22 protein-coding genes are annotated in these 21732 nt (G+C 64.2%); 6 read left to right on the top strand and 16 right to left on the bottom strand.

Features of this window, described 5'->3' with window-relative positions; all coding sequences use genetic code 11:
* The first annotated feature begins 243 nt into the window (after nucleotides 1-243).
* From tauA to RS901_RS30520, 3 genes are all read left to right on the top strand, one after another.
* Nucleotides 244-1242: a taurine ABC transporter substrate-binding protein gene (tauA, locus tag RS901_RS30530; RefSeq protein ID WP_316154245.1), complete on the top strand. Its 999-nt coding sequence runs from the start codon at nucleotides 244-246 to the stop codon at nucleotides 1240-1242.
* 86 nt (nucleotides 1243-1328) lie between these two features.
* On the top strand, nucleotides 1329-2105 hold the full coding sequence (locus tag RS901_RS30525) for a taurine ABC transporter ATP-binding protein (RefSeq protein WP_316154244.1): 777 nt from the start codon (nucleotides 1329-1331) through the stop codon (nucleotides 2103-2105).
* A gap of 10 nt (nucleotides 2106-2115) precedes the next feature.
* A complete protein-coding gene (locus RS901_RS30520) occupies nucleotides 2116-2991 on the top strand; it encodes an ABC transporter permease subunit (protein ID WP_114134385.1) in 876 nt (291 codons plus the stop codon).
* A gap of 174 nt (nucleotides 2992-3165) precedes the next feature.
* Here RS901_RS30520 and RS901_RS30515 read toward each other — a convergent pair whose 3' ends face one another.
* The 3 genes from RS901_RS30515 to RS901_RS30505 all read right to left on the bottom strand — a co-directional run bounded on the left by RS901_RS30515 (nucleotide 3166) and on the right by RS901_RS30505 (nucleotide 4639).
* Nucleotides 3166-3429 (bottom strand): hypothetical protein, encoded by a 264-nt coding sequence (locus tag RS901_RS30515; RefSeq protein WP_316154243.1) that lies wholly within the window; start codon nucleotides 3427-3429, stop codon nucleotides 3166-3168.
* A 64-nt stretch (nucleotides 3430-3493) separates the two neighbouring features.
* Nucleotides 3494-3757: a hypothetical protein gene (locus tag RS901_RS30510; RefSeq protein ID WP_316154242.1), complete on the bottom strand. Its 264-nt coding sequence runs from the start codon at nucleotides 3755-3757 to the stop codon at nucleotides 3494-3496.
* A 576-nt stretch (nucleotides 3758-4333) separates the two neighbouring features.
* The gene (locus RS901_RS30505; RefSeq protein WP_316154241.1) at nucleotides 4334-4639 is read right to left on the bottom strand and encodes a hypothetical protein; all 306 of its coding nucleotides are present in this window, start codon (nucleotides 4637-4639) and stop codon (nucleotides 4334-4336) included.
* Nucleotides 4640-5038: 399 nt separating this feature from the next.
* On the opposite strand from RS901_RS30505, the gene RS901_RS30500 reads away from it, so the two are divergent.
* The 3 genes from RS901_RS30500 to RS901_RS30490 all read left to right on the top strand — a co-directional run bounded on the left by RS901_RS30500 (nucleotide 5039) and on the right by RS901_RS30490 (nucleotide 7301).
* On the top strand, nucleotides 5039-5854 hold the full coding sequence (locus RS901_RS30500) for a class III extradiol ring-cleavage dioxygenase (RefSeq protein WP_316154240.1): 816 nt from the start codon (nucleotides 5039-5041) through the stop codon (nucleotides 5852-5854).
* A 9-nt stretch (nucleotides 5855-5863) separates the two neighbouring features.
* On the top strand, nucleotides 5864-6298 hold the full coding sequence (locus RS901_RS30495) for a hypothetical protein (RefSeq protein WP_147266318.1): 435 nt from the start codon (nucleotides 5864-5866) through the stop codon (nucleotides 6296-6298).
* 247 nt (nucleotides 6299-6545) lie between these two features.
* Complete coding sequence (locus tag RS901_RS30490) at nucleotides 6546-7301, top strand: isochorismatase family protein (protein WP_316154237.1); 756 nt, start codon at nucleotides 6546-6548, stop codon at nucleotides 7299-7301.
* 13 nt (nucleotides 7302-7314) lie between these two features.
* On the opposite strand, the gene RS901_RS30485 is transcribed toward RS901_RS30490, so the two are convergent.
* The 13 genes from RS901_RS30485 to RS901_RS30425 form a co-directional block, all read right to left on the bottom strand.
* Nucleotides 7315-8580, bottom strand: a complete 1266-nt coding sequence (locus RS901_RS30485) for an IS256 family transposase (RefSeq protein WP_316154236.1) — start codon at nucleotides 8578-8580, stop codon at nucleotides 7315-7317.
* 632 nt (nucleotides 8581-9212) lie between these two features.
* Nucleotides 9213-9476, bottom strand: coding sequence for a hypothetical protein (locus tag RS901_RS30480; RefSeq protein WP_041228579.1), 264 nt, complete (start codon nucleotides 9474-9476; stop codon nucleotides 9213-9215).
* A gap of 68 nt (nucleotides 9477-9544) precedes the next feature.
* Entirely contained in the window at nucleotides 9545-9808 is a 264-nt protein-coding gene (locus tag RS901_RS30475; protein ID WP_316154235.1) for a hypothetical protein, read from the bottom strand.
* Nucleotides 9809-10399: 591 nt separating this feature from the next.
* Nucleotides 10400-11368 carry a 4-hydroxy-tetrahydrodipicolinate synthase gene (dapA, locus tag RS901_RS30470; protein WP_316154234.1) on the bottom strand — a complete coding sequence of 323 codons (969 nt, stop codon included), beginning with the start codon at nucleotides 11366-11368 and terminating at the stop codon, nucleotides 10400-10402.
* Nucleotides 11355-11753 carry a hypothetical protein gene (locus RS901_RS30465; RefSeq protein WP_316154232.1) on the bottom strand — a complete coding sequence of 133 codons (399 nt, stop codon included), beginning with the start codon at nucleotides 11751-11753 and terminating at the stop codon, nucleotides 11355-11357. The genes dapA and RS901_RS30465 overlap by 14 nt, the downstream gene beginning before the upstream one ends.
* A 100-nt stretch (nucleotides 11754-11853) precedes the next feature.
* Nucleotides 11854-12678, bottom strand: a complete 825-nt coding sequence (locus RS901_RS30460) for a TorF family putative porin (protein ID WP_316154231.1) — start codon at nucleotides 12676-12678, stop codon at nucleotides 11854-11856.
* A gap of 131 nt (nucleotides 12679-12809) precedes the next feature.
* Entirely contained in the window at nucleotides 12810-13505 is a 696-nt protein-coding gene (gene kdpE, locus RS901_RS30455; RefSeq protein WP_316154230.1) for a two-component system response regulator KdpE, read from the bottom strand.
* A 32-nt stretch (nucleotides 13506-13537) separates the two neighbouring features.
* Nucleotides 13538-16384: a sensor histidine kinase KdpD gene (locus RS901_RS30450; protein WP_316157326.1), complete on the bottom strand. Its 2847-nt coding sequence runs from the start codon at nucleotides 16382-16384 to the stop codon at nucleotides 13538-13540.
* 69 nt (nucleotides 16385-16453) lie between these two features.
* Nucleotides 16454-17077 carry a potassium-transporting ATPase subunit KdpC gene (gene kdpC, locus RS901_RS30445; protein WP_316154229.1) on the bottom strand — a complete coding sequence of 208 codons (624 nt, stop codon included), beginning with the start codon at nucleotides 17075-17077 and terminating at the stop codon, nucleotides 16454-16456.
* 20 nt (nucleotides 17078-17097) lie between these two features.
* Nucleotides 17098-19332 (bottom strand): potassium-transporting ATPase subunit KdpB, encoded by a 2235-nt coding sequence (gene kdpB, locus RS901_RS30440; protein WP_316154228.1) that lies wholly within the window; start codon nucleotides 19330-19332, stop codon nucleotides 17098-17100.
* A 103-nt stretch (nucleotides 19333-19435) separates the two neighbouring features.
* Nucleotides 19436-21256, bottom strand: a complete 1821-nt coding sequence (gene kdpA / locus RS901_RS30435) for a potassium-transporting ATPase subunit KdpA (protein ID WP_316154227.1) — start codon at nucleotides 21254-21256, stop codon at nucleotides 19436-19438.
* The gene (gene kdpF, locus RS901_RS30430; RefSeq protein WP_010809614.1) at nucleotides 21256-21345 is read right to left on the bottom strand and encodes a K(+)-transporting ATPase subunit F; all 90 of its coding nucleotides are present in this window, start codon (nucleotides 21343-21345) and stop codon (nucleotides 21256-21258) included. The genes kdpA and kdpF overlap by 1 nt, the downstream gene beginning before the upstream one ends.
* On the bottom strand, nucleotides 21345-21638 hold the full coding sequence (locus tag RS901_RS30425; RefSeq protein WP_316154225.1) for a hypothetical protein: 294 nt from the start codon (nucleotides 21636-21638) through the stop codon (nucleotides 21345-21347). The genes kdpF and RS901_RS30425 overlap by 1 nt, the downstream gene beginning before the upstream one ends.
* Nucleotides 21639-21732 lie beyond the last annotated feature (94 nt).

Genomic DNA, 21732 nt, shown 5'->3' with positions numbered 1-21732 from the left:
AACGGGACCTTCGACGGCCTCGGGAAGCGCCTCCGGCACGACCAAAGCCTCGTCGGTAGCCGCTAAGGATTTCCATGATTGACGCCGCCCCGCGCCAGCGCATTTCACGGCCTGGCGCGGCCTGCGCCCGCGCGGCCCGTTCTGGTTCCAGCGAATCCGGGCAACTGGTCCTATAGGCCCGGAATGGCCCTCACCTATAAAGCCGTGACCCCCAAACATATTTCCCTTCCGAGGAGCACAACCATGCGGTGGATCAAGCAGATAGCGACGTATTTCGCCCTGGTGGCCGCGCTGGCGCCAGCCGCACACGCCCAGAGCAAGAATGTAGTGATTGCTTACCAGGACATGGTGGTGCCCTGGCGCTACGCGCAGGACATGAAGGAACTGGAAAGGCAGACCGGCTACACGGTTTCGTTCCGCCAGTTCGGCGGTGGCGGGGATGTGATCCGCGCCATGGCTTCAGGCCAGATCGCCATTGGCGAGGCCGGCACTTCGCCGATTGCGTCGGCGCTGTCGCAAGGGCTGGATGTCGAACTGTTCTGGATCCTGGACGACATCAACGCGGCCGAGGCGATGGTGGCGCGCAATGGCAGCAAGATCGCCAGCGTCGCCGACCTGAAGGGCAAGCGCGTCGGCGTGCCCTTCGTGTCGACCACGCACTACCACACGCTGGTCGCACTGGAGCGCGCCAAAATCAATCCGAAGGATGTCCGCATCGTCAACATGCGGCCGCCCGAGGTAGCCGCCGCCTGGGAGCGCGGCGATATCGACGCCACCTTTATCTGGGACCCGGTGCTGGCCAAGCTCAAGCAGTCAGGCACCGTGCTGATGACCTCCGGCCAGATTGCCGCCGACACCGGCAAGGCCACCTTCGACGGCATGATCGCCAACAAGAAGTTTGCCCGCGAAAACCCGGAGTTCATGGTCAAGCTGGTGCGCGTGCTGGCCGCCGCCGATGAAAACTACCGCAAGAACAAGGCGTCCTGGACCCCCGATTCGCCCATGGTGAAGGCGGTGGCCAAGGTGTCTGGCGCCAAGGCCGAGACCGTACCCGCGAGCATGGCGCTGTACGCCTTCCCCACGCTGCAGGAGCAGGTGTCGGAGCGCTGGCTGGGCGGCGGCGCGGCGCGCGCGCTGCAGTCCGCGGCGCAGTTCCTCAAGGAGCAGGGCACCATCCAGACCGTCCTGCCGGACTATGGCCCGGGCGTCAACGCGGAATGGGCAAAGCGGGCGTTGCGCTGACGCCGCGCCCATCGCGCTGAAGATGGCCGCCGCGCGCAAGCCAGTCCGGCGCGGCCGCCCCGAAGGTCCTGTTGCGGAAGCCCATCATGTACAAGCTTGAAATCGATAATCTCAGTGTCAACTATGGCGTCGCAGGCGGCGCCAAAACGCTGGCCCTGTCGCAAGTCAACCTCACCATGGAGCGCGGCGATTTCGTCGTGGCGCTCGGTGCCTCGGGCTGCGGCAAGACCACCTTGCTGTCGTGCATCGCAGGCTTCATGGAGCCCTCGGAAGGCGAGATCCGGCTGTCCGGCAAGGTGGTGCGCGGGCCGGGTGCCGAACGCGGCGTGGTGTTCCAGAAGCACGCCCTGATGCCGTGGCTCAGCGTGGCAGACAACGTCGCGCTGGGATTGCGCCTGCGCGGCGTGCCGCGTGCCGAGCGACTGCGGGTCGCGCATGAGAAGCTGGCCGCGGTCGGTCTGGAAGACGTCGCCAGCAAGCCGGTCTATCAGCTCTCGGGCGGCATGCAGCAGCGCGTCGGGATTGCCCGCGCACTCGCCTGTGATCCGGCGGTGATGCTGATGGACGAGCCGCTGGGCGCGCTCGACGCGCTGACGCGCGAATCGATCCAGGCGCTGATTCTCAAGCTTTGGGCCAAGGAACAGAAGATCGTCTTCTTTATCACGCACAGCGTGGAAGAGGCGCTGTTCCTGGCCACGCGGCTGATTGTCATGACGCCGTCGCCTGGCCGCATCGCGCACACCTATGAATTGCCGTTCGCGCGGCGCTTCATCGAATGCGGAGACGCCCGTGCAGTCAAGGCCGACCCGGAATTCATCCGCTATCGCGAAGAGATCATTGACCTGATCCATGCCACTGCCTGAGGAACACGAGATGCCCGCTTCCGTCCAACGCATCGAACCCACGCCGCGCGCCACCAAAGCCGCCGCGGCCGGGGCCAGCCAGCAAATGAAGACCGTCTCGGGCTACCGCCTGCCCGGCGAGGGATCAAGTTCACGCATCTCCACCATCACCGTGGTCCTGCTGCTCGCGCTGTGGTGGCTTGCCAGCCATCTGCGCTGGCTGCCGCCGCTGTTCCTGCCCACGCCTGAGTCGATCGTCACCGCCTTTATCGATGCCTGGCAGGGCAACCTGCAAGGTGGCCAGCCGCTGACCGAGCATTTCGCGGCCAGCATGCTGCGCGTGTTCGGCGCCTTCGGGCTGGCGGTGGTCACGGCGGTGCCGATCGGCGTGATGATGGGGGTGTCGCGCATCGCACGCGGCGTCTTCGATCCGCCGATCGAGTTCTACCGTCCCCTGCCGCCGCTGGCGTACCTGCCGCTGATCGTGATCTGGTTCGGCATCGATGAGACCTCGAAGGTGCTGCTGATCTTCCTGGCCTGCTTCGCGCCGCTGGCAATGTCGGCCCAGGCCGGCGTGCGCTCGGTCACCATCGAGCAGATCAACGCGGCTTACTCGATGGGTGCCACGCCGTGGCAGGTGGTCCGCCACGTGGTGATACCCGCCGCACTGCCCGATATCCTGACCGGGATGCGCATTGCCATCGGCTTCGGGTGGACCACCCTGGTTGCCGCTGAAATGGTGGCCGCGACCGCCGGCCTTGGCCAGATGGTGCTCAATGCCTCCAACTTCCTGCGTACAGACGTGGTGATCATGGGCATCGTGCTGATCGGGCTGATCGCCTACGTGTTCGACCTGCTGATGCGCAAGCTGGCGAAGGTCCTGGTGCCCTGGAAGGGACGGATGTGAGGTGAGGGCGTAGCTCCGGGATCATCATCCCGGGGCAACCTCCCCAGGGACCACGATGACTCGTTCAGGCCTGGCCGAAGAAGGCAGTGGAAGATAGCGTAGGCGGTATCTTCCGCTGCGGACTCCAGGATGCGTCGCCACCCGTTGAAGCGGGGGCGACGCATCTCGGTCCCGTTACAGCGCGGCCACCTGGGTGCCGTTGCCGAAGTTCTGCATGGTGGGCATCTTCAGGCTGAGGTGCGTGCTGGCGTCGATCGTGTTCACGGTCGGCCCGACCTGCAAGCCGATGGTCGGGCTGGCAAAGCCACCGCCGCCGACGACGTTCTGGGCGTTGCCGCCGACAAGCGAGTAGGCGCTGCCGCCGCGCACAGCGGACATGGTCTTGCCGTCCAGTTCCTGGTCGAGCGGCAGGTCCTTGATCATGAGGGTCGATTGCATGGTAAGTCTCCTTGGGGGTTCGGTTGAGCGGAGTCCCGCGTCGGCGGGACTTCCGCATGCAGCGTTACAGCGCGGCCATCTGGGTGCCGTTGCCAAAGTTCTGCAGGGTGGGGAGCTTCAGGTTGAGGTGTGTGCTCGCGTCGATCGTGTTCACGATCGGCCCGATCTGCACGCCGATGGTCGGGCTGGCAAAGCCGCCGCCGCCGATGACGTTCTGGAAGTTGCCGCCGACAACAGAGAGGGCGTGGCCGCCGCGCACAGCGGACATGGTCTTGCCGTCGAGTTCCTGGTCGAGCGGCAGATCCTTGATCATGAGGGTCGATTGCATGGTGAGTCTCCTGGGGTTCGGTTGGGGGAGCACGTTTGTTGCGCTCGAAGGGTATAGAGCATGGGCCGTGCCAGGCCCCGGGAGAGCGCTGCGGTGAGCTGCTTAACATATTGAAAAACAAAGGTTTTTCATGGAATCTTGGCGTTTTCTGAGGTCCGTCGGGCGAAACTTTGTCAGAGTTGGTGTTGGGCGTAGGCAAACTCATTTCATGGCACTGTTGGCCGAATGAATACAGTTGCCCCGCGGAACTGACTGCGTCGAGCCAAGCCGCCTTGAAACCAATGACACGGGGCTTCGGTGGGTCAGCTCTCTGCCTGGACGTGCGCGATTTGTGCGCGCCACTGATGCGAGATGGCCGCAGCCGTGATGGCACGTAAATGGCCGCGCTCGAAGCGCGGCCCCAAGGTCCGGCGAAGAAAAAAAAGTTCATCGCCGATCTGCGGGATGGGCAGAGTGTCCCAGGGCGCCCCGACTTCCGCCGACTGCAGCCGGCCGTAGTCGACCCGGAATGCCCTTCGACTCGGGACCACCGCTAGGGCTGCTCCAAAGTGCGGATTCAACCGGTCATTCGTGAGGTCACATCGGTCGGGAGGCGTGCAGGCAGCTATTTGCTGCAACGCCGAACCCTAGCTGGATCAGGCGCTGGCGCATCCCGTCTTGGTGAGCGGAAGGCTCCGAGCTGGCCACCCGGGATTTGCGGCCGTCGATGTCTACGAGCACGAACCGGTGGTGGCGGATCGCCCATAGCTTCAGTTGGACAATGCACTCTGCAGCCCGCATATTGGCCAGAGCAAACATCGTCGATTTGGAGTCCACGGTGGAGCGCGAATGATGGGTGGTCGAGGGCGTGACCACCACTTCCAAATTTGCAAGCAGGTTCAAATTCCACTGCGGGAAAGGCATACTGCCCCCAGTTAATGAGGCGGCTAACTGGCTCAGACCATGCAGCGGATCGTGATGCGCTACGCCAGGTGCTGGACAAACTCAACGATCTCGCTACCAGGTGGCAGATGGCAGCCGAAGGTTCAGAGCACCCGGAGGATGCTGGCGCAAACATCGTCGAGTAGGAATCCACGGCTGAGCGCGGACGATGAGTGGCCGCGGGCGCGACCACTACTGAAAAACTTGTAAGTAGTTTTCAATTCCACTGCAGGGACGGCATACTGCCTCCAGGCAGTGGGACGGCGAACAGGCGAAGCGCCGCTTCTCACCGCCGGCTTGGTGTCTGCCTTTCGCGGTGCGAACAGGCTACCAGGTCGCCACGGATACCAAGGATCTGCCATGACCGTACGCGATTCTTCCCGCATGCCCACCTATTTCATTTCCCACGGTGGCGGTCCATGGCCGTGGATGAAGCAGGAACTGCAGACACGGTACGCACCGCTGGCCGCGGCGCTCGCAGATATGCCGCGCCAGATCGGGCGCAAGCCGAGGGCGGTCCTGATGGTGTCGGCACACTGGGAGGCACCTGCCTTCACTGTGCAAGGAGCAGCCCGCCCGGGTATGGTCTACGACTACTACGGTTTCCCCGAACACACCTATCAGGTGCGCTATGCCTCTCCCGGCTCACCAGAGTTGGCCGCTCGCACCCTGCAACTCATCCGCGCGGCAGGCTTGCCGGGAGACATCGATCCCGAGCGTGGCTACGACCACGGAATGTTCGCGCCCATGGCCGTGATGATTCCCGAGGCGGATGTGCCGGTGGTGCAACTGTCACTGCTGCGAGGGCTGGAGCCGAAAGCCCACATCCAGCTTGGACGAAGCATCGCGACGTTGCGTGACGAGGAAGTTCTGATCGTGGGTAGCGGGCTCAGTTACCACAACCTGCGGGCGTTTGGTCCGGCGGGCGAAGCCGCGTCCGCTGCGTTCGACGGATGGCTAAGAGATACGTTGCTGCATCACGAGGGGAGTACCCGCACCGATCGCCTGTTGCAATGGGAACAAGCGCCTTCAGCCCGTCAGGCCCACCCGCGCGAAGAGCACCTCCTTCCCGTCATGGTGGCGGTGGGGGCGGCCGAGAGCGACACGGCAACGCGTGTCTATCACGAGGGCCGCTTCTTTGGGGGCTTATCGGTGTCGAGTTATCGACTGGGTTGAGCGCGTGCCATGACCGCAGCGAGAGTCCGGCTCATCATTGGCACTACCCAGTCTCGGGTGCTGTCGACTACCGCAGACGGGCGCCACGACACAATGACCCTGGCGATAGGCGTGGACAATGTCCGGCCTGGCACCTTCAGCACCCAGCCACCGCATCCCAGCGAGCTGGAAGCGGCCATCGAATACGTGGAAAACGTAGTGATGCCGCTAGCTCGTCGCCTGCCACGCGATGCGGTACTGGCGGTTGAAGGCGAGTTGCCTCGCGAGGTCAAGGCATTGCGCGACATCGATGATGTGGAGGCGCGCTTCAACTCCGTCGTAGCTGTCGCATACGGCGGCCCAATCACTGACGCTGTCCTGTCCGACCAGCGCCATGCAAGTGCTGTGCTGATCCTGCGCGAGTTTATGCATCACCTGGGCTTTGGTCGGCTTCTGACTCGCTAACCCATCACCAAGTACAAATTTGCAAGAAATGTTCAACCCCTCAGCAGAACGGCATACTTTCGCCGGTCGGCAAGAGCCAAATTGGCCCTTAACTCGGATTGCCGGCCACCGCAACCGGCTTATGGAAGAGGGGGCGACATGAAGTTACGCGTAACTGCCGCGCTAGTGCTTGGCGTAGTGAATCCCCAGGGCGCAGACGTCGAGTCCGTGCCCCGGCATATTCCCATAACCATCAAGGAGAGACAGCATGACCGCGACCCGTCCCGCCGATATCGTCAGCCCCATTACCGACAGCGCTCTTCCCAACCGGGTGTCCGCCGCTGACGCCCGCGCTGCCGGCCGCTACGGCCATGACAAGCCGACTGCCGAAAACAGTATCGTCCTGCTAGTCGATCACCAGATCGGGCTGATGGCGGGGATGCGCGACACCACCTCGCTGGCTGAGCTCAAGAGCAATGTAATCGGTCTTGCCCGCACGGCGAAGGCGCTGGGCCTACCCACGCTCATCACCTCGTCGAACGCGCAGTGGCAGAACGGCGACAATCTACCGGAGATCAAGGAGATCTTTGACGACCAGCCCATCTACCGCCGCACCGGCATCATCAATTGCTATGAGGATCCGACCTTCCGCAAGGCGCTGGAAGATCTTGTTGCCCAGACTGGCCGCCGGCACATCGTCATCGCCGGCGTGACGATCGGAACCTGCTGTGCGCTGCCCACACTGTCGATGCTTAACGACGGTTACAGCGTCTACCCGGTGGTCGACGCCTGTGGCGCGTGGAACCGCTACGAGGCGGATGCCGCCATGTCGCGTATGGCCAATGCTGGCGCGGAACTGGTCACGACCTTCGCGCTCGCCTGCGAGCTGCAGGCCGACTGGAAGCTGTCCAGTGCAAACGCGATGCTCGAGCCGTTCAACCAGAACCTCTCCGAATACGGCTTTGTCCTTCAGAATTTCTGGAACAATGCCGAGATATTGTCAAATCTGGTGTACGAGGGCTGATCGTGGCCGGCTGTCAGGCGGCGAGTTTCTGCTGAACCGGCGGATTGTCATGCGCCGGAGTTCCGTCCTTGAAGGGAACGCCCTTCAAGAGCAGTTCGATGTGTTCGGCACCGTTGATGCGGCGCCAGGTTTTCTCGGCTTCCTCGATCAGCTTGAAGGCCAGGCCAAGGAAGGTCGCTCGGGACACGCAATTGCGCGTGCGCGTCGTGCGGTGACGCACGGTCGCGAAGGTTGATTCAATCGCATTGGTCGTGCGGATGTGCTGCCAGTGCTCGGCCGGGAAGTCGTAGAACGTCAGCAGGCTGTCTCGATCTTTGGTGAGCACGCCGGTGGCCTTGGGATACTTGGCGCCGTAGATCGTTACAAAGCGATCGAAGGCGGCATCGGCATCGGCCCTGGTGGCTGCCATCCAAATCGCCTGCAGATCTGCCTTGGCGCGGCCATGCTGGGATTTTGGCAAGGCGTTCAGGACATTGCCCATCTTGTGGAACCAGCAACGCTGGGTACGCGTGGCCGGGAACACCTCTTCCAGGGCAGCCCAGAATCCCATGGCGCCATCGCCGACCGCCGCCAGCGGGCCAGCCTGCAAGCCGCGGGATTTCAGGTCCAGCAGGACTTCCACCCACGATGCCTTCGATTCCCGATAGCCGTCACCGATCGCCACGCGCTCCTTCCTGCCGTCGGGCGTAACGCCGATGATCACCAGCAGGCATTGCCCGTCCGAGCCTTCGCTGCGCAGACCCGTATGGATGCCGTCCACCCACCAATACACATACCGCGCCGCTGACAAATCACGCTGATTCCAACTCGCATGCTCGTCTGCCCACTGCGCCTTCAATCGGCTCACCACGTTGGCCGATAGCCCTTTGGCATCCTCGCCCAGCAGCACCGACAGCGCCTCGCTCATGTCGCCTGTCGAGACTCCCTTCAGGTACAGCCAGGGCAGCGCCGCACTCACCCGCGGCGACTTCCTCACATACGGCGGCACGATCGCCGAGTTGAACTTCACGCCGGAACCGGACCGGTCGCGCACCTTGGGCACCTTCACGGCAATCGGTCCGGCGCCCGTCAGCACCTCCCGCTCCGGGAGGTAGCCATTGCGAACCACGGCGCGCTGCCCGCTCAACGTCTTGACGTTACTGAACTGCTCAAGCAGCTCTGCCAGTTCCACTTCGATCGCCTCCTGGATGACCCGCCGGGCCCCGCGCCTGATCAACTCCTCGAGCCCAAGCCCGATTTCCGATAGACCGACTGCTTCTTTACCCTTATCCTTGCTCATGGTGGTGGACTTTTTTTGTGCTGGTTTCCGATCTCGACAATCAGATTCTCAGCGAAAAGCTCCACCGCCCTCGACTCCGCGCCTCAAATCCCCCGCCGTACACCACTTTCGACTTTAGCTCAACAATGCCAACGGCCATGTCGTCCCCGATCCGTTCGGGATGGTGAAGTAACGGAAAGACGGTGCGCGGAAGATATCGCCGCATTTTGGCGCAGCCATCCCTGCAGCGCGGCGGCCTGACCAGCCGCTGCGGTCTGCGCCATATTGCCACTGGAGGCCGGCGGGGACGTAGTGCGAGACCCTCCGCGTATTTCCGCTTTAGCCGGGTCGCCCTCTCGCGCACTGAGGTCAGGCAGCAGGTTTCAGCGCGGGGTAGCCATTTGTATGGCTGCTCTTTGGTGTTCACTCAACGACGGTTCCTGGCCGTATTCGGCCTTCCCCGGAGATCGGTGATGAACCAAAAAAAACGCCCAGAATAGGGCGGGTTCAGACTGCTGAAAACCTGTCTAGTGCTTGCCAAGACTGGCAAGTGCTACGGGCTCCGGACTGGAATACCGTAGGTTGTATCTTCCGCTGCGGACTCCAAGGTGCGTCGCCACCCGTTGAAGCGGGGGCGACGCATCTCGGTCCCGTTACAGCGCGGCTACCTGGGTGCCGTTGCCGAAGTTCTGCATGGTGGGCATCTTCAGGCTGAGGTGCGAGCTGGCGTCGATCGTGTTCACGGTCGGCCCGACCTGCAGGCCGATGGTCGGGCTGGCAAAGCCGCCGCCGCCGACGACGTTCTGATAGTTGCCGCCGACAAGCGAGTAGGCGCTGCCGCCGCGCACAGCGGACATGGTCTTGCCGTCCAGTTCCTGGTCGAACGGCAGGTCCTTGATCATCAGGGTCGATTGCATGGTAAGTCTCCTTGGGGGTTCGGTTGAAGGGGAGTCCCGCCTTGGCGGGCCTCCCGCATGCAGCGTTGTTACAGCGTGGCCACCTGGGTGCCGTTGCCGAAGTTCTGCATGGTGGGGATCTTCAGGCTGAGGTGCGAGCTGGCGTCGATCGTGTTCACGGTCGCGCCGACCTGCAAGCCGATGGTCGGGCTGGCAAAGCCGCCGCCGCCGACGACGTTCTGGGCGTTGCCGCCGACAACAGAGAGGGCGTGGCCGCCGCGCACAGCGGACATGGTCTTGCCGTCCAGTTCCTGGTCGAGCGGCAGATCCTTGATCATGAGGGTCGATTGCATGGTAAGTCTCCTTGGGGTTCGGTTGGGGGAGCACGTTGTTGCGCTCGAAGGGTATAGAGCATGGGCCGTGCCAGGCCCGGGAGGATGCTGCAGTAAAATTCCTAACGCCATGAAAAACAAAGGTTTTTCATGGAATGCTGGCACTTCCCGATCCCCATTAGGCAGACTTTGTGTTGGGCGCGGGCCAACTCATTTCATGGCACTGTTGGCCAGACGGACACATATCAGGCGCCGCCTGTCGTCGAACAGGCATTGCGCAGCGGGCGCCACGCGCACTACCACGCCGTGCAGATCGGTGGCGTTGTCGCGCAGCGCCAGGCTGAGAGACGGCGTACAGCATTGCCCGGGGCCGGCGATGTCGACGAGCGCCTTATCGCTCCGTGAAGATGAGTCCCAGTTGCTCGGCCTGGTCAGTGATCCAGTCCCAGTCGATGCTCAGCTCACGGTGGCAAGCGGGACAAGTCAGGGGCCGAGGCAGCTTTCCCGAGACCATATCCCGCAGGGTTTCGGAGTGGATGTGCCCGCACGCCGTGCAGGTGAAGAAGAGTGGAACCGGAGGTTTCATAATCGCCTCGCAAGGATGGCCAGCCTTCAGGCCGCCAGATGCTCATCCCGTGCCACAGAATGCGGAGGAAGAAGGGCCATCGCCTCTTCCAGCCTCTGAACCAGCGCGGAACTTGCCGGCTGCAACGGCAGGCGGGTTTCCGGGGAAATCACGCCGGACAGCGCCAGGGCGGCTTTCACCGGTGCCGGATTCGGCTCCGCGAAAATGAGCGAGATCAACGGCGAGAGCTTCGCGAACAATGCGCGGGCCGCGCGCAAGCGGCCTGTCTGCGCCAGATGCAGCAGGCGCACGAACAGGTCCGGACGAATATGCGAGGACGCGGCGATCGCGCCGGCGCCACCTGCAAGCAGGTGATCCAACAGAGCCGCGTCCTCACCGCACAGCACGGTGACATGCGGATCGTTGACAAGGGTCCGGAGATTGCCGGCGTCACACTCCTTGACCGCCGAGATCTGCGGGTGCGCAAGCAGCGATCGGATGAGCGCCGGCGACATCGCACAGCCAGTTCGCTTCGGCACGTTGTACAGCATCAGGGGGCGTTCGGTTGCGCGCGCCACCTCATTGAAATGCCACACGATGCCCTCATCGGATGGCCGCAGGTAGTAGGGCGGCGGCGCCAGGTAGCCGGCAAGATCAAAGGCGTCCAGCTCGGCAACCTGCGCGCACACCGCGCGCGTATCGACCGCTCCGACGCCAGCCATCACCGGCAGCTCGCCATGGACGGCCTCGAGCACTGCCGCCGTGAAGACTTGCCGCTCGTGCGTGGAGAGCAGGCTTCCCTCGCCGGTCGTGCCCAATATGATCAGGCCGTTCACGCCTGCCTCGAGGTAACGCTCAGCCAGCCTGGCGGCCCCGGGCAGGTCCAGCGAGCCGGCACGCATCGGCGTGACCATGGGCACCCAGATGCCCCATGGCGACTGGCGGGAAATCGCTGCAATACCGGTGCAGGCGTGAACGGCGGCACCGGAGAAGCTCTCTTCCTCAGTGCGCCACATAGTCGTCTCCCAGGCCTGTGGTGACGCCGAACTCGGCAGCCGGAAATGCCGTCATGATGGCATCCATGGCCGCGTCGCGGTCCGTGCGTGCGATCTCCACGTGCAGCGTGGTTTCGCCGTGCCGGTAGTCCACGTTCACCACATAGACGCGGGCCAGTTCACCGAGCGCCCTGTGCATGGTCTGGCGCAGGCCGAACACCTCGGTGGATGCCACCGCAAGATGCATGCGGATCCAGGCCGGTGCCGGCTGGGAGACCGCGCGCAGCGCGGGCACGGTGGCCTTGCTGCTGCGCAGGGTGGTACGTCGGGGAACGGTATCAACGGCCAGGCTTGACTGTCGCATGATTGGATGGACCCGCGCGGTAGCGGGTCGCGTGTTGGACATGGCTTTATGCTAGCCAGCGCCGTCTTAATTTGATGCAAGGATATTGGGCTTTGGCGTTAAATCCGCATCAAAATCAGCGACGCTGGCAAAGCGCTCGCGCTCAGAACGTCTTCGTCAGCGAAGCCCAGGCCGCGGCCTTGCCGAGGTAGCGGCCCCGGTTGGCACTGGTGTAGGCCGATTCCTTGGCGTTGGTGTCCACGTAGGCCACCGCCAGCGCAAAGCCCTTGCCCAGGTCCCTGGTCAGGCCGATCTTCCAGTCGGTGTACGAGGCATTGCTGTTGTGCTTGACGTCCTGGTAGCCGACGTGCGCGTTCAGGGTCAGATCCCAGAAGTTCAGCGGCACGTTGGCGCTCAGGTCGATGTAGCCGCTGTTCTTGCTGTCGGCCCAGCCAAACAGGTTGGTGACCGAGTGCGAGTACTTCAGGAACACCGGGCCCCAGCCGATGCCGGCGTACAGTTCCGTGGTGTAGGGACGCGGGTTGTTGTAGCCGCCCGGGTAGTAGTACTCGAGCACGCCCAGGTCATAGTTGAATTCGGTGCCGGCAACCTTGAAGGTGTTCTTGAAGCCGCCGTAGAAATCCATTTCGACCGGCGCCGACACCGCCGGGTTGGCATCCTCGAGCCAGCTGATGCTGGAGTTCCAGTTGCCCACGTAGAAGCCGCTTTCGTGGGCGTAGTCAAAGCCACCCTGGATGGCCGGGCGCAGGTTGGTCTGGCTGATGCCGCGATAGCGGTAGTCCGAGACCAGCGACACGTTGGCCGTGAACGTATGCGGCGATGCCGGCCCGGCTGCGGCAGTGGCCGGAGCCGCTGCAGGCGCCTCGGCGTCAGGCTGGGATTGCGCCATGGCCGGCATGGCAGCGAGGAAGATGGAAGATGCGGAACAGGCGAGCAGCGCGGCCGCGGTATGGCGCAGGTCAGTCATTGTTGTTGTGACGAGAGTTGAAGGAATCCCGTTGCAGGGAGCTTCGCCACGATATGGCCTGACGCGTAAAAACGGTATCAAAAGCCGCGGTGCCCGCGTACAAATCCAATCAATGCGCCTGGTTTTCAGCGTTATCCGGCAAAGCGGTAGCCGAGCCCGATCTCCGTCAGCAAGTGGGCGGGCCGCGCCGGGTCCGCTTCGAGCTTGTGCCGCAGATGTCCCATATAGACGCGCAGGTACTGGCTGCTTTCGGCCTGGGAAGGGCCCCACACCTCCCGCAGCAATTCCCGGTGCGTCAACACCTTGCCGCGGTGGGCGATCAGGACCGCCAGGAGACGATACTCGATTGGCGTCAGGTGCACGGCCTGTCCCGAACGGGTGACGACGCGGCTGGCCAGGTCAACCTGCACGTCGCCGAACAGGATCTGGTGAGAGCCCTGGGCGTTGGCCCTGGCATGCCGGCGCAGCAGCACGCGCAGGCGTGCGACCAGTTCGCCAACGCCAAAGGGCTTGGTCAGGTAGTCATCCGCGCCGGCATCCAGCGCACCGATCTTGTCGGCCTCGCCACTACGTGCCGACAGGACCAGGACCGGTACGTCAGTCCATGTACGGATCTCGCTGATCAACTGCACCCCGTCTCCGTCCGGCAAGCCCAGGTCGAGAATGACGAGGTCAGGTTGCCGGGTGCCTGCCTCGATCAGTCCGCGCTTGAGCGATTCCGCCTCGTGCACCGTGCAACCTTCGGACTCCAGGGTCGAGCGGACAAAGCGCCGGATATGCGGCTCATCCTCAACCAGCAAGACCGTCGGGGAAAAATCAAATGGCATCAACTCCCTCTCTTTGCGTGAGTATCGGGACCCTAGGCATCAGTCTGCTCCGGCTCCACCGCTGGCGGATTTCCACGCGGCAACGCTACCAGGAAGCGCGCGCCCGCCTGGCCGCCGGGCCGGTCTGGCCGTTGCGCGGGTTCCACCCAGATGCGCCCGCCATGGGCTTGCACGATTGCCTCGCATACGGCGAGGCCCAGGCCGACGCCCGCCGTCGCGGATTCGCGCTCACCGCGCGTGAATTTCTCGAAGATCTGCCGTTCCTTGCCCTTGGGCACGCCCGGGCCATCATCCTCTACCGCAATCCTGATCTCGTCGTCGACCGGCGCGGCCGAGAGTCGGATCTCTGTGCCAGCAGGCGTATATTTGGCGGCATTCTCCAGCAGGTTGCACAGCACGCGCTCGATCAGCACGGCGTCGCATTCGATCAGGGGAACCCGGGACAAGTCGGCGACAACCACGCGGTGGTGCTCGAGCGCCTCGCGCATGGCAGCCAGGCTGGCGCCAACGAGTTCCTCCACCGATTGCCACTCCTTGCTCGTCCGGACTTCCCGGCCCTGCAGCTTCGCCATATCCAGCAGATTCACCACCATCGTCCGCATCCGCCTGGCCTGTTCCAGCATGGCGGCCGCGGTTTCGGCCAGCGACGGCGTCAGCCCGGGATCGCTACGCTGCATGGTTTCTGCCATGCCGATCAGGCTGGTCAGCGGGGTTCGCAGGTCATGGGAGACCGCGGCCAGCAATGAGCTGCGCAGGCGCTCTGATTCCATCGACAGCAAGGCCTGCTGCGCCACTTCGACGTAATGCAAGCGCTCGATGGCGATCGCGATCAGCGTGCAGAATACATCGACCTGGCGCCGTAGCGCAGGTTGCGCAAAGGCGCGTGACACTGCAGGCTCGACCGCCAGGACGCCACGGGTCTGCATCGGCGCCTTCAACGGCAGATACAGCACGGTGCTGCCGGGCAATGTATGCGTGCCGGTGCCGGCCGGCTGGCCGTGATCGAATACCCACTCTGCCAGTACACGGTCAATCGAGTCGGTTCGCGCCCCGGTGTCATGCTGCTCGACATCAGACACGGGCGGTAGCAGGCGACCTTCCGGGGAAACCAGGAAGAAGGCTGAATTGGCATCGAAGGCAGCGCGCAGGAAACGGCTGGCGATCGAAACAATCTGGTCCGGCATCAGCGCCGCGGAGAGTTCCCGGGCCAGTTCGTACAGCGTGCGGGCATCGTTCTCGCGCTGCACGGCCACCTGCGCTTGTTCGCGCAAACCGGCCGTCAGTTGCCCGATGACCAGCCCCACGGACAGCAGCACGAGGAATGTCAGCAGATACTGCACGTCGCTGACGGCGAACGACAGCCGCGGCGGTACGAAGAAGAAGTCGAAAGCGGCCACGGCCAGTACCGAAGCCAGCGCCGCCGGTCCGCGGCCATGACGAAGCGCGACGCCGACCACCGCCGCCAGAAACAGCATGGCAATGTTGACGACGTCGAACCATGGAAATGCCAGCGCCGACAGCGCCGTGGCGCCGGCACACCATACCGCCGCCAGAACATAGTCTTTGCGCGTGGCCCCGTCGCCTGGCGCGGGGGCGTCTGGCTCTTCAGTGCCATGGCGCGGGCGAAGATCCACCCGCGTCGTGTCTGCCGCCACGCGGATGATATCGATCTCAGGGCAGCCGATCGCCAGCGCATCGGCAAAGCTGCGGCGGCCGAACAGCCACGCCGGCGCGTTCACAAATGGCGTCAAGGCCAGGCCGAGCAGGGAGCGGGCCCGCTCCGCAACGGAGGCACCCCCCCGGCGCCAGTCCGCCGGCGCCCGGCCGATGACCACCTTGGTCAGGTTGTGGCGGCGCACGTACCCCACGATTGCCTGGACCATGTCATTGCCCGCCAGGGTCTCGGTGCGTGCGCCCAATTCCTCGGCAAGACGCATGGCCGTCTGCAGACGCGTTTTGGCGAAATCGGACGGGGGAGCCAGCCTGGGTGTGGCGATGGTCACCACATGCCAGTCGCAATCGAGCTGGCCGGCAAGCCGGCGCGCACTCCTGACGACCTGCTCGGCATCGTCACCACTACCGATGCAAGCCAGCACGGCCTCCCGGGTCCGCCACACGCCCTGCACGGCTTCGGACTGACGCCAGGCCCGGACATCGGAGTCCACCCGGTCGGCGGTCCGGCGCAGCGCCAGCTCGCGCAGGGCGATCAGATTGCCCTTTCGGAAGAAATTGCGCGCCGCATGCCGCGCCTGCTCCGGCAGATAGACCTTGCCTTCCTTCAGCCGGCGCAGCAGCTCGTCGGCCGGCAGGTCCACCAGCACGACTTCGTCGGCGCTGTCGAAGACAACGTCCGGCACGGTTTCCCAGACGCGGATGCCGGTGATGCCGCCCACCGCCTCATTCAGGCTGTCCAGGTGCTGCACATTGACCGTGGTCCAGACGTCGATCCCGGCGGCCTGCAGTTCCTGGATATCCTGCCACCGCTTGGGATGGCGACTGCCCGGTGCGTTGGAATGGGCCAGTTCGTCAACCAGGACCAGGGCTGGTCGCCGGACCAGCGCCGCGTCCAGGTCGAACTCCTGCAGAACCCGCTCGCGGTACGGCACGTCCTTCATTGGCAAGCGCTCGATACCGGCGATCAGCGCTTCGGTCTCGGCGCGGCCGTGGGTCTCCACGATGCCGATGACGACATCGGTGCCCTGCGTGGACGCCGCCCGCGCGGCGGTGAGCATGGCGAAGGTCTTGCCGACCCCGGCAGAAGCGCCAAAGTAGACCCTGAGCTTGCCGCGCAAGGCGCGAGCGCCTTCCTCCTGCACCATCTGGAGCAGGGCGTCGGGGTCGGGGCGCGCGCCGGCTTCGCGCAATTCGGCATCAGGCATCGGTTGGCTCACTCTCTATCCTGGCATTGGCAAACCAGTTCTGCCTCGCATCCGCATCCCGGCACCGGGTTACTTCCGTGCGATGGCATCCAAGCCAAGGTTCAGCTTCAGGACATTGACTCCCGGGTCGCCCAGGACCGACAGTAGCGGCGTTTCGGTATTTTCCGCAATCAGCTGCTTCACCTGCTCGACCGGTATCCCCCTGGCGCGGGCGACGCGCGCCGCCTGGTATTCCGCGGCTGCAGGGCTGATGTGCGGGTCCAGCCCACTGCCGGATGCCGTGACTAGGTCCACCGGCACGGGCGCCTGGTTGTCCGGATCCGCGGCGTGCAGGGCGTCGACGCGCGCGCGTGCGGCGTCGGTCAGCGCCGGATTGGTGGGACCCAGGTTGGATCCGGCCGAAGCCGAGGGGTTATACGGCATCGGCGCCGTGGCCGACAGGCGGCCCCAGAAGTACTTCGGGTCGGAGAACGGCTGGCCGATCAGTTCCGAGCCAACTGTCTTGCCATCCCTCTCGATCAGCGAGCCGGCCGCCTGATGCGGGAACACGGCTTTGGAGATTGCCGTGATCACGCCGGGATACAGCAGGCCGGTCACCAGCGAAAGGCCAACGAACACCACCAACATTGGCCGCAACAAGCCACCTTGCACGGGTGCCGGCGATGGCTGGCGGGACTGCACTTGCGTATTCATGAATGCTCCGTAGGAGAAAATCAGACCCAGCCAAACAGGGCCAGGATCATGTCGATCAGCTTGATGCCGGCAAACGGCACCAGGATGCCACCAAGACCGTAGACCAGCAGGTTGCGGCGCAGCAGCACCGCGGCGCCCAGCGGCCGGTAGACCACGCCCTTGAGCGCAAGCGGGATCAGCACGACGATGATGAGCGCGTTGAAGATCACCGCCGACATGATCGCCGACGCCGGCGTGGCGAGCCCCATCACATTGAGCAGGTTGAGTTGCGGATAGGTGGTGGCAAACGCCGCCGGGATGATCGCGAAGTACTTGGCGATGTCATTGGCCACGCTGAAGGTCGTCAGCGAGCCGCGCGTCATCAGCATCTGCTTGCCGATCTCGACGATCTCGATCAGCTTGGTCGGGTTGCTGTCCAGGTCGACCATGTTGCCGGCTTCCTTGGCCGCCTGGGTGCCGCTGTTCATCGCGACGGCCACGTCGGCCTGGGCGAGTGCCGGGGCGTCGTTGGTGCCGTCGCCGGTCATCGCGACCAGCCGCCCTTCGGCCTGGTACTGGCGGATCAGCTTCAGCTTGGCTTCCGGCGTGGCTTCGGCCAGGAAGTCGTCAACGCCTGCTTCGGCCGCAATCGAAGCCGCCGTCAGCCGGTTGTCGCCGGTGATCATCACGGTCTTGATGCCCATCTTGCGCAGTTCGCCGAAGCGCTCGCGAATGCCGCTCTTGACGATGTCTTTCAGTTCGATCACGCCAAGCACGCGCACCGCATCGCCGCTGGCGTCTGCTACCACGAGCGGCGTGCTGCCGGCGCGGGCGACCTCATCCACGGCTTGCAAGACCGCATCGGGGAACTTGCCGGCGCGTTCCGTGACGTAACGGCGCACGGCATCGGCCGCACCCTTGCGCACGTGACGCTCGCCGCCGCCATCGCTCAGGTCGACACCGCTCATGCGGGTGTGAGCGCTGAACGGCACGAATTCCGGCTTCAGGCTTGCCATCACCGGCGCCGTCAGCCCCGGCAGCTGGCGGGCCAGCGTGATGATGCTGCGGCCTTCCGGGGTCTCGTCGGCCAGCGACGACAGCCATGCCGCTTCAGCGAGTTGCAGCTGCGACACGCCCGGGGCCGGGATGAAGCGCGATGCCTGGCGGTTGCCATGGGTAATGGTGCCGGTCTTGTCGAGCAGCAGCACGTCCACGTCACCGGCGGCTTCGACAGCACGGCCCGAGGTGGCAATCACGTTCGCTTCCATCATCCGGCTCATGCCCGCCACGCCAATGGCCGACAGCAGCCCGCCGATCGTGGTGGGAATCAGGCAAACCAGGAGGGCCACCAGTACCGTGATCGTCACCGGCACGCCAGCCTTTGTCACCAGGACGCTGTAGAGCGAGAACGGCTGCAGCGTGGCCGTGGCCAGCAACAGCACGATGGTCAGCCCGACCAGCAGGATCGTCAGGGCCAGTTCGTTCGGTGTCTTTTGCCGCTTGGCGCCTTCGACCATCGTGATCATGCGGTCGATGAAGCTCTCGCCCGGGTTGGTCGTGATGCGCGCCACGATCCAGTCAGACAGGACGCGCGTACCGCCGGTCACCGACGAGAAGTCGCCCCCGGACTCGCGGATCACCGGCGCCGATTCGCCAGTAATGGCGCTTTCGTCGACCGAGGCCACGCCGTCGATCACTTCGCCGTCGCCGGGGATCATCTCGCCGGCCTGTACCAGCACCACGTCGCCGCGGCGCAGCGCCGTCGCGGGGCGCGCTTCGGTGGCACCTCCACGTTTGCCGTCCTTCAGCACACGTGCGGTGACCGTGGTCTTCAGGCCGCGCAGCGCCTCTGCCTGTTGCTTGCTCCGACCTTCGGCAAGTGCCTCGGCAAAGTTCGCGAACAGCACCGTGAACCACAGCCACACCGACACCGCCAGAATGAAGCCCGCGGATTCTCCACCGGGGGTTGCTGCCGGCGCGGCCATTGCCTTCAGGAAGAGGATAGTGGTCAGGATGCTGCCCACGTAGACCACGAACATCACCGGGTTGCGCAGCTGGTCGCGCGGCGACAACTTCTTGAAGGCCGCGCCGAGCGCGGGCTTCACCAGCTCCGGCGCGAACATGCTGCGCGCCGGCGGGCGATGCGGATGATGATGATGCGTACCGCGTTGCTGGCCGGAAACCGGTGCGATCTTGTCCTGGACCGCGTTGGAGGAAGCAGCGTCCGGCGTCTTGCCGCCGCGCTTGGCCACTGGGGCCATCGAATCATGTTGCATGGTTTCTCCGCAATCCGCTAGAGCCATCCGGCACGTGCATCTGTGAGGCAGCGCAGGTACCGGACGTGTAGGAATGCTCGATATTTCGTCGTCAGTAGTCGCTTTACTTCGCCGCGGTTGCCGTCACCGCGCCCTGGAGTTGCTCGGCAACCGGCCCGAGCGCCAGTGCCGGCACATAGGTCAGCGCCCCGACCAGCAGCACCGTGCCCACTAACAGGACGACAAACAGCGGGCCGTGCGTCGGCATCGTGCCGCCGCTCACCGGCACGCGCTTCTTGGCTGCCAGCGAGCCCGCCAGCGCAAGGACCGGGATGATGATCCAGAACCGGCCAAACCACATGGCCGCGGCCAGCAGCGTGTTGTAGAACGGCGTGTTGGCAGATAGGCCCGCAAAGGCGCTGCCATTGTTGTTGGCCGCCGAGGAGAGCGCGTACAGGATCTCCGAGAAGCCGTGCGTGCCGGGATTGAACACACCCGCGCGCCCCGCCTCGGTCATCACCGCCACCGACGTGCCGAGCAGCACCAGCAGCGGCGTGACCAGGATCGCCACGGCCGTCATCTTCATTTCGTAGGTTTCAATCTTCTTGCCGAGGTACTCCGGCGTGCGGCCGATCATCAGTCCGGCGATGAATACCGCGAGCACGGCATAGACCAGCATGCCGTACAGCCCGGAGCCGACGCCGCCGAACACCACCTCGCCCAGCTGCATCAGCAGCATCGGCACCAGGCCACCGATGGCGGTGAAGGAGTCATGCATGGCATTGACCGCGCCGCACGACGCCGCGGTCGTGATGGTGGCGAACAGTGCCGAAGCCGCCATGCCGAAGCGCGTTTCCTTGCCTTCCATATTGCCGCCGGCCTGCAACAGCGACGCGGCGTGATCCACCGGCAATCCGGCCAGCGCCGGGTTGGCCATCTGCTCGGACATCGCCGCCACGCAGGCCATCGCTACAAAGATGACCGTCATGGAGGCCAGCACCGCCACACCCTGTCGCCTGTCGCCCACCATTTCGCCAAAGGTGAAGCACAGCGCCGCCGGGATCAGGAAGATCGCCAGCATCTCGAGGAGGTTGGCCAGGGCATTCGGGTTCTCGAACGGATGCGCCGAGTTGGCATTGAAGAAGCCGCCGCCGTTGGTGCCGAGCATCTTGATGGCTTCCTGCGAGGCAACCGGTCCCATCGCCAGCGTCTGCTTGTCGGTCTTCAGGTCTTCCGTGACGGGCTTGCCTTGTGCATCGAGAACCGGTTGCCCGGCCGCATCGAGCTTCGGCTGGCTGTACCCAACCGGCGTGACCAGGCTGACTTCCTTGTAGGCATCGAAGTTCTGGATCACACCCTGGCTGACCAGCGCCAGTGCGATCACGGTCGCAACCGGCGCCAGCACGTACAACGTGACCCGCGTCATGTCGACCCAGAAATTGCCGATGGTGGCGGCGCTCTGGCGCGCGAATCCGCGAATCAGCGCGAACACCACGGCGATGCCGGTCGCCGCGGACAGGAAGTTCTGCACGGTGAGCGCGAGCATCTGCGTCAGATAGCCCATGGTCGACTCGCCGGCATAGCCTTGCCAGTTCGTGTTGGCGACAAAGCTGATCGCTGTGTTGAAGGCCGAGTCCGGCGACACCGCGCCAAAGCCCTGCGGATTGAGCGGCAGCATGCCCTGCAGGCGCTGCAGCGCATAGACGGCCACGACGCCAAGCAGGTTGAACGCCAGCACCGCGACGGCGTACTGCTTCCAGCCCATCCCGGTATCGGCACGCACGCCGCCCAGGCGATACAGAAGCCGTTCCAGCGGCCGGCCCCAGACGGTCAGCGAATAGTTGCCATCCTCCACGGCACGCCGGATATAGCGTCCGAGAAAGGGGGCGCACGCCAGGAGGATGGCGAGATAGAGGACCAGCAGGCCCACGAATTGGGTGGACATCAGAATTTCTCCGGCCGGAACAACGCAATGAGGAGGTAAACAAAAATGGCAATGGCCAGCACGCCGCTCAACAGATCGGTCCAGCTCATCACAACCTCCTGTCCGACGCGCTGTTCTTTCCCAGCATCTGGTTATGCGCGCCGCCGTGCTCGCTGCCTGCCGGAGATTTCGGCGCAAGCACGACGCAAAGCCCCAGCAGGGCCGCGCTCAGCACGGCGAAGCCAATCAATACGATCAAAAAGATCCCGTCCATAACAAAGCACCCTTGAATGGTTTCGGCTTGCAGATTAGCGACGGGGTCGTAAAAACAGGGTAGAAAGGTGGCCGGTGCGTATAAAGAACGCATAAAGATTGGGGCGATCAGCTTGCGCGCGCGAACCAATGTGCACTTTCCTGGCCGCTGGCGATCGTGATGCGTGGTGGCAGGGCCGCTGCTGTTGGCGGAGGTGCTTCGCCGCCGCGACGCTTCTTTTTCG

Origin of the sequence: Cupriavidus sp. BIC8F, assembly GCF_032465815.1 — a bacterium.
In the GTDB taxonomy this organism is placed as follows: Bacteria; Pseudomonadota; Gammaproteobacteria; order Burkholderiales; family Burkholderiaceae; genus Cupriavidus; species Cupriavidus necator.
This window is presented reverse-complemented; position numbering and strand designations above follow the sequence as displayed.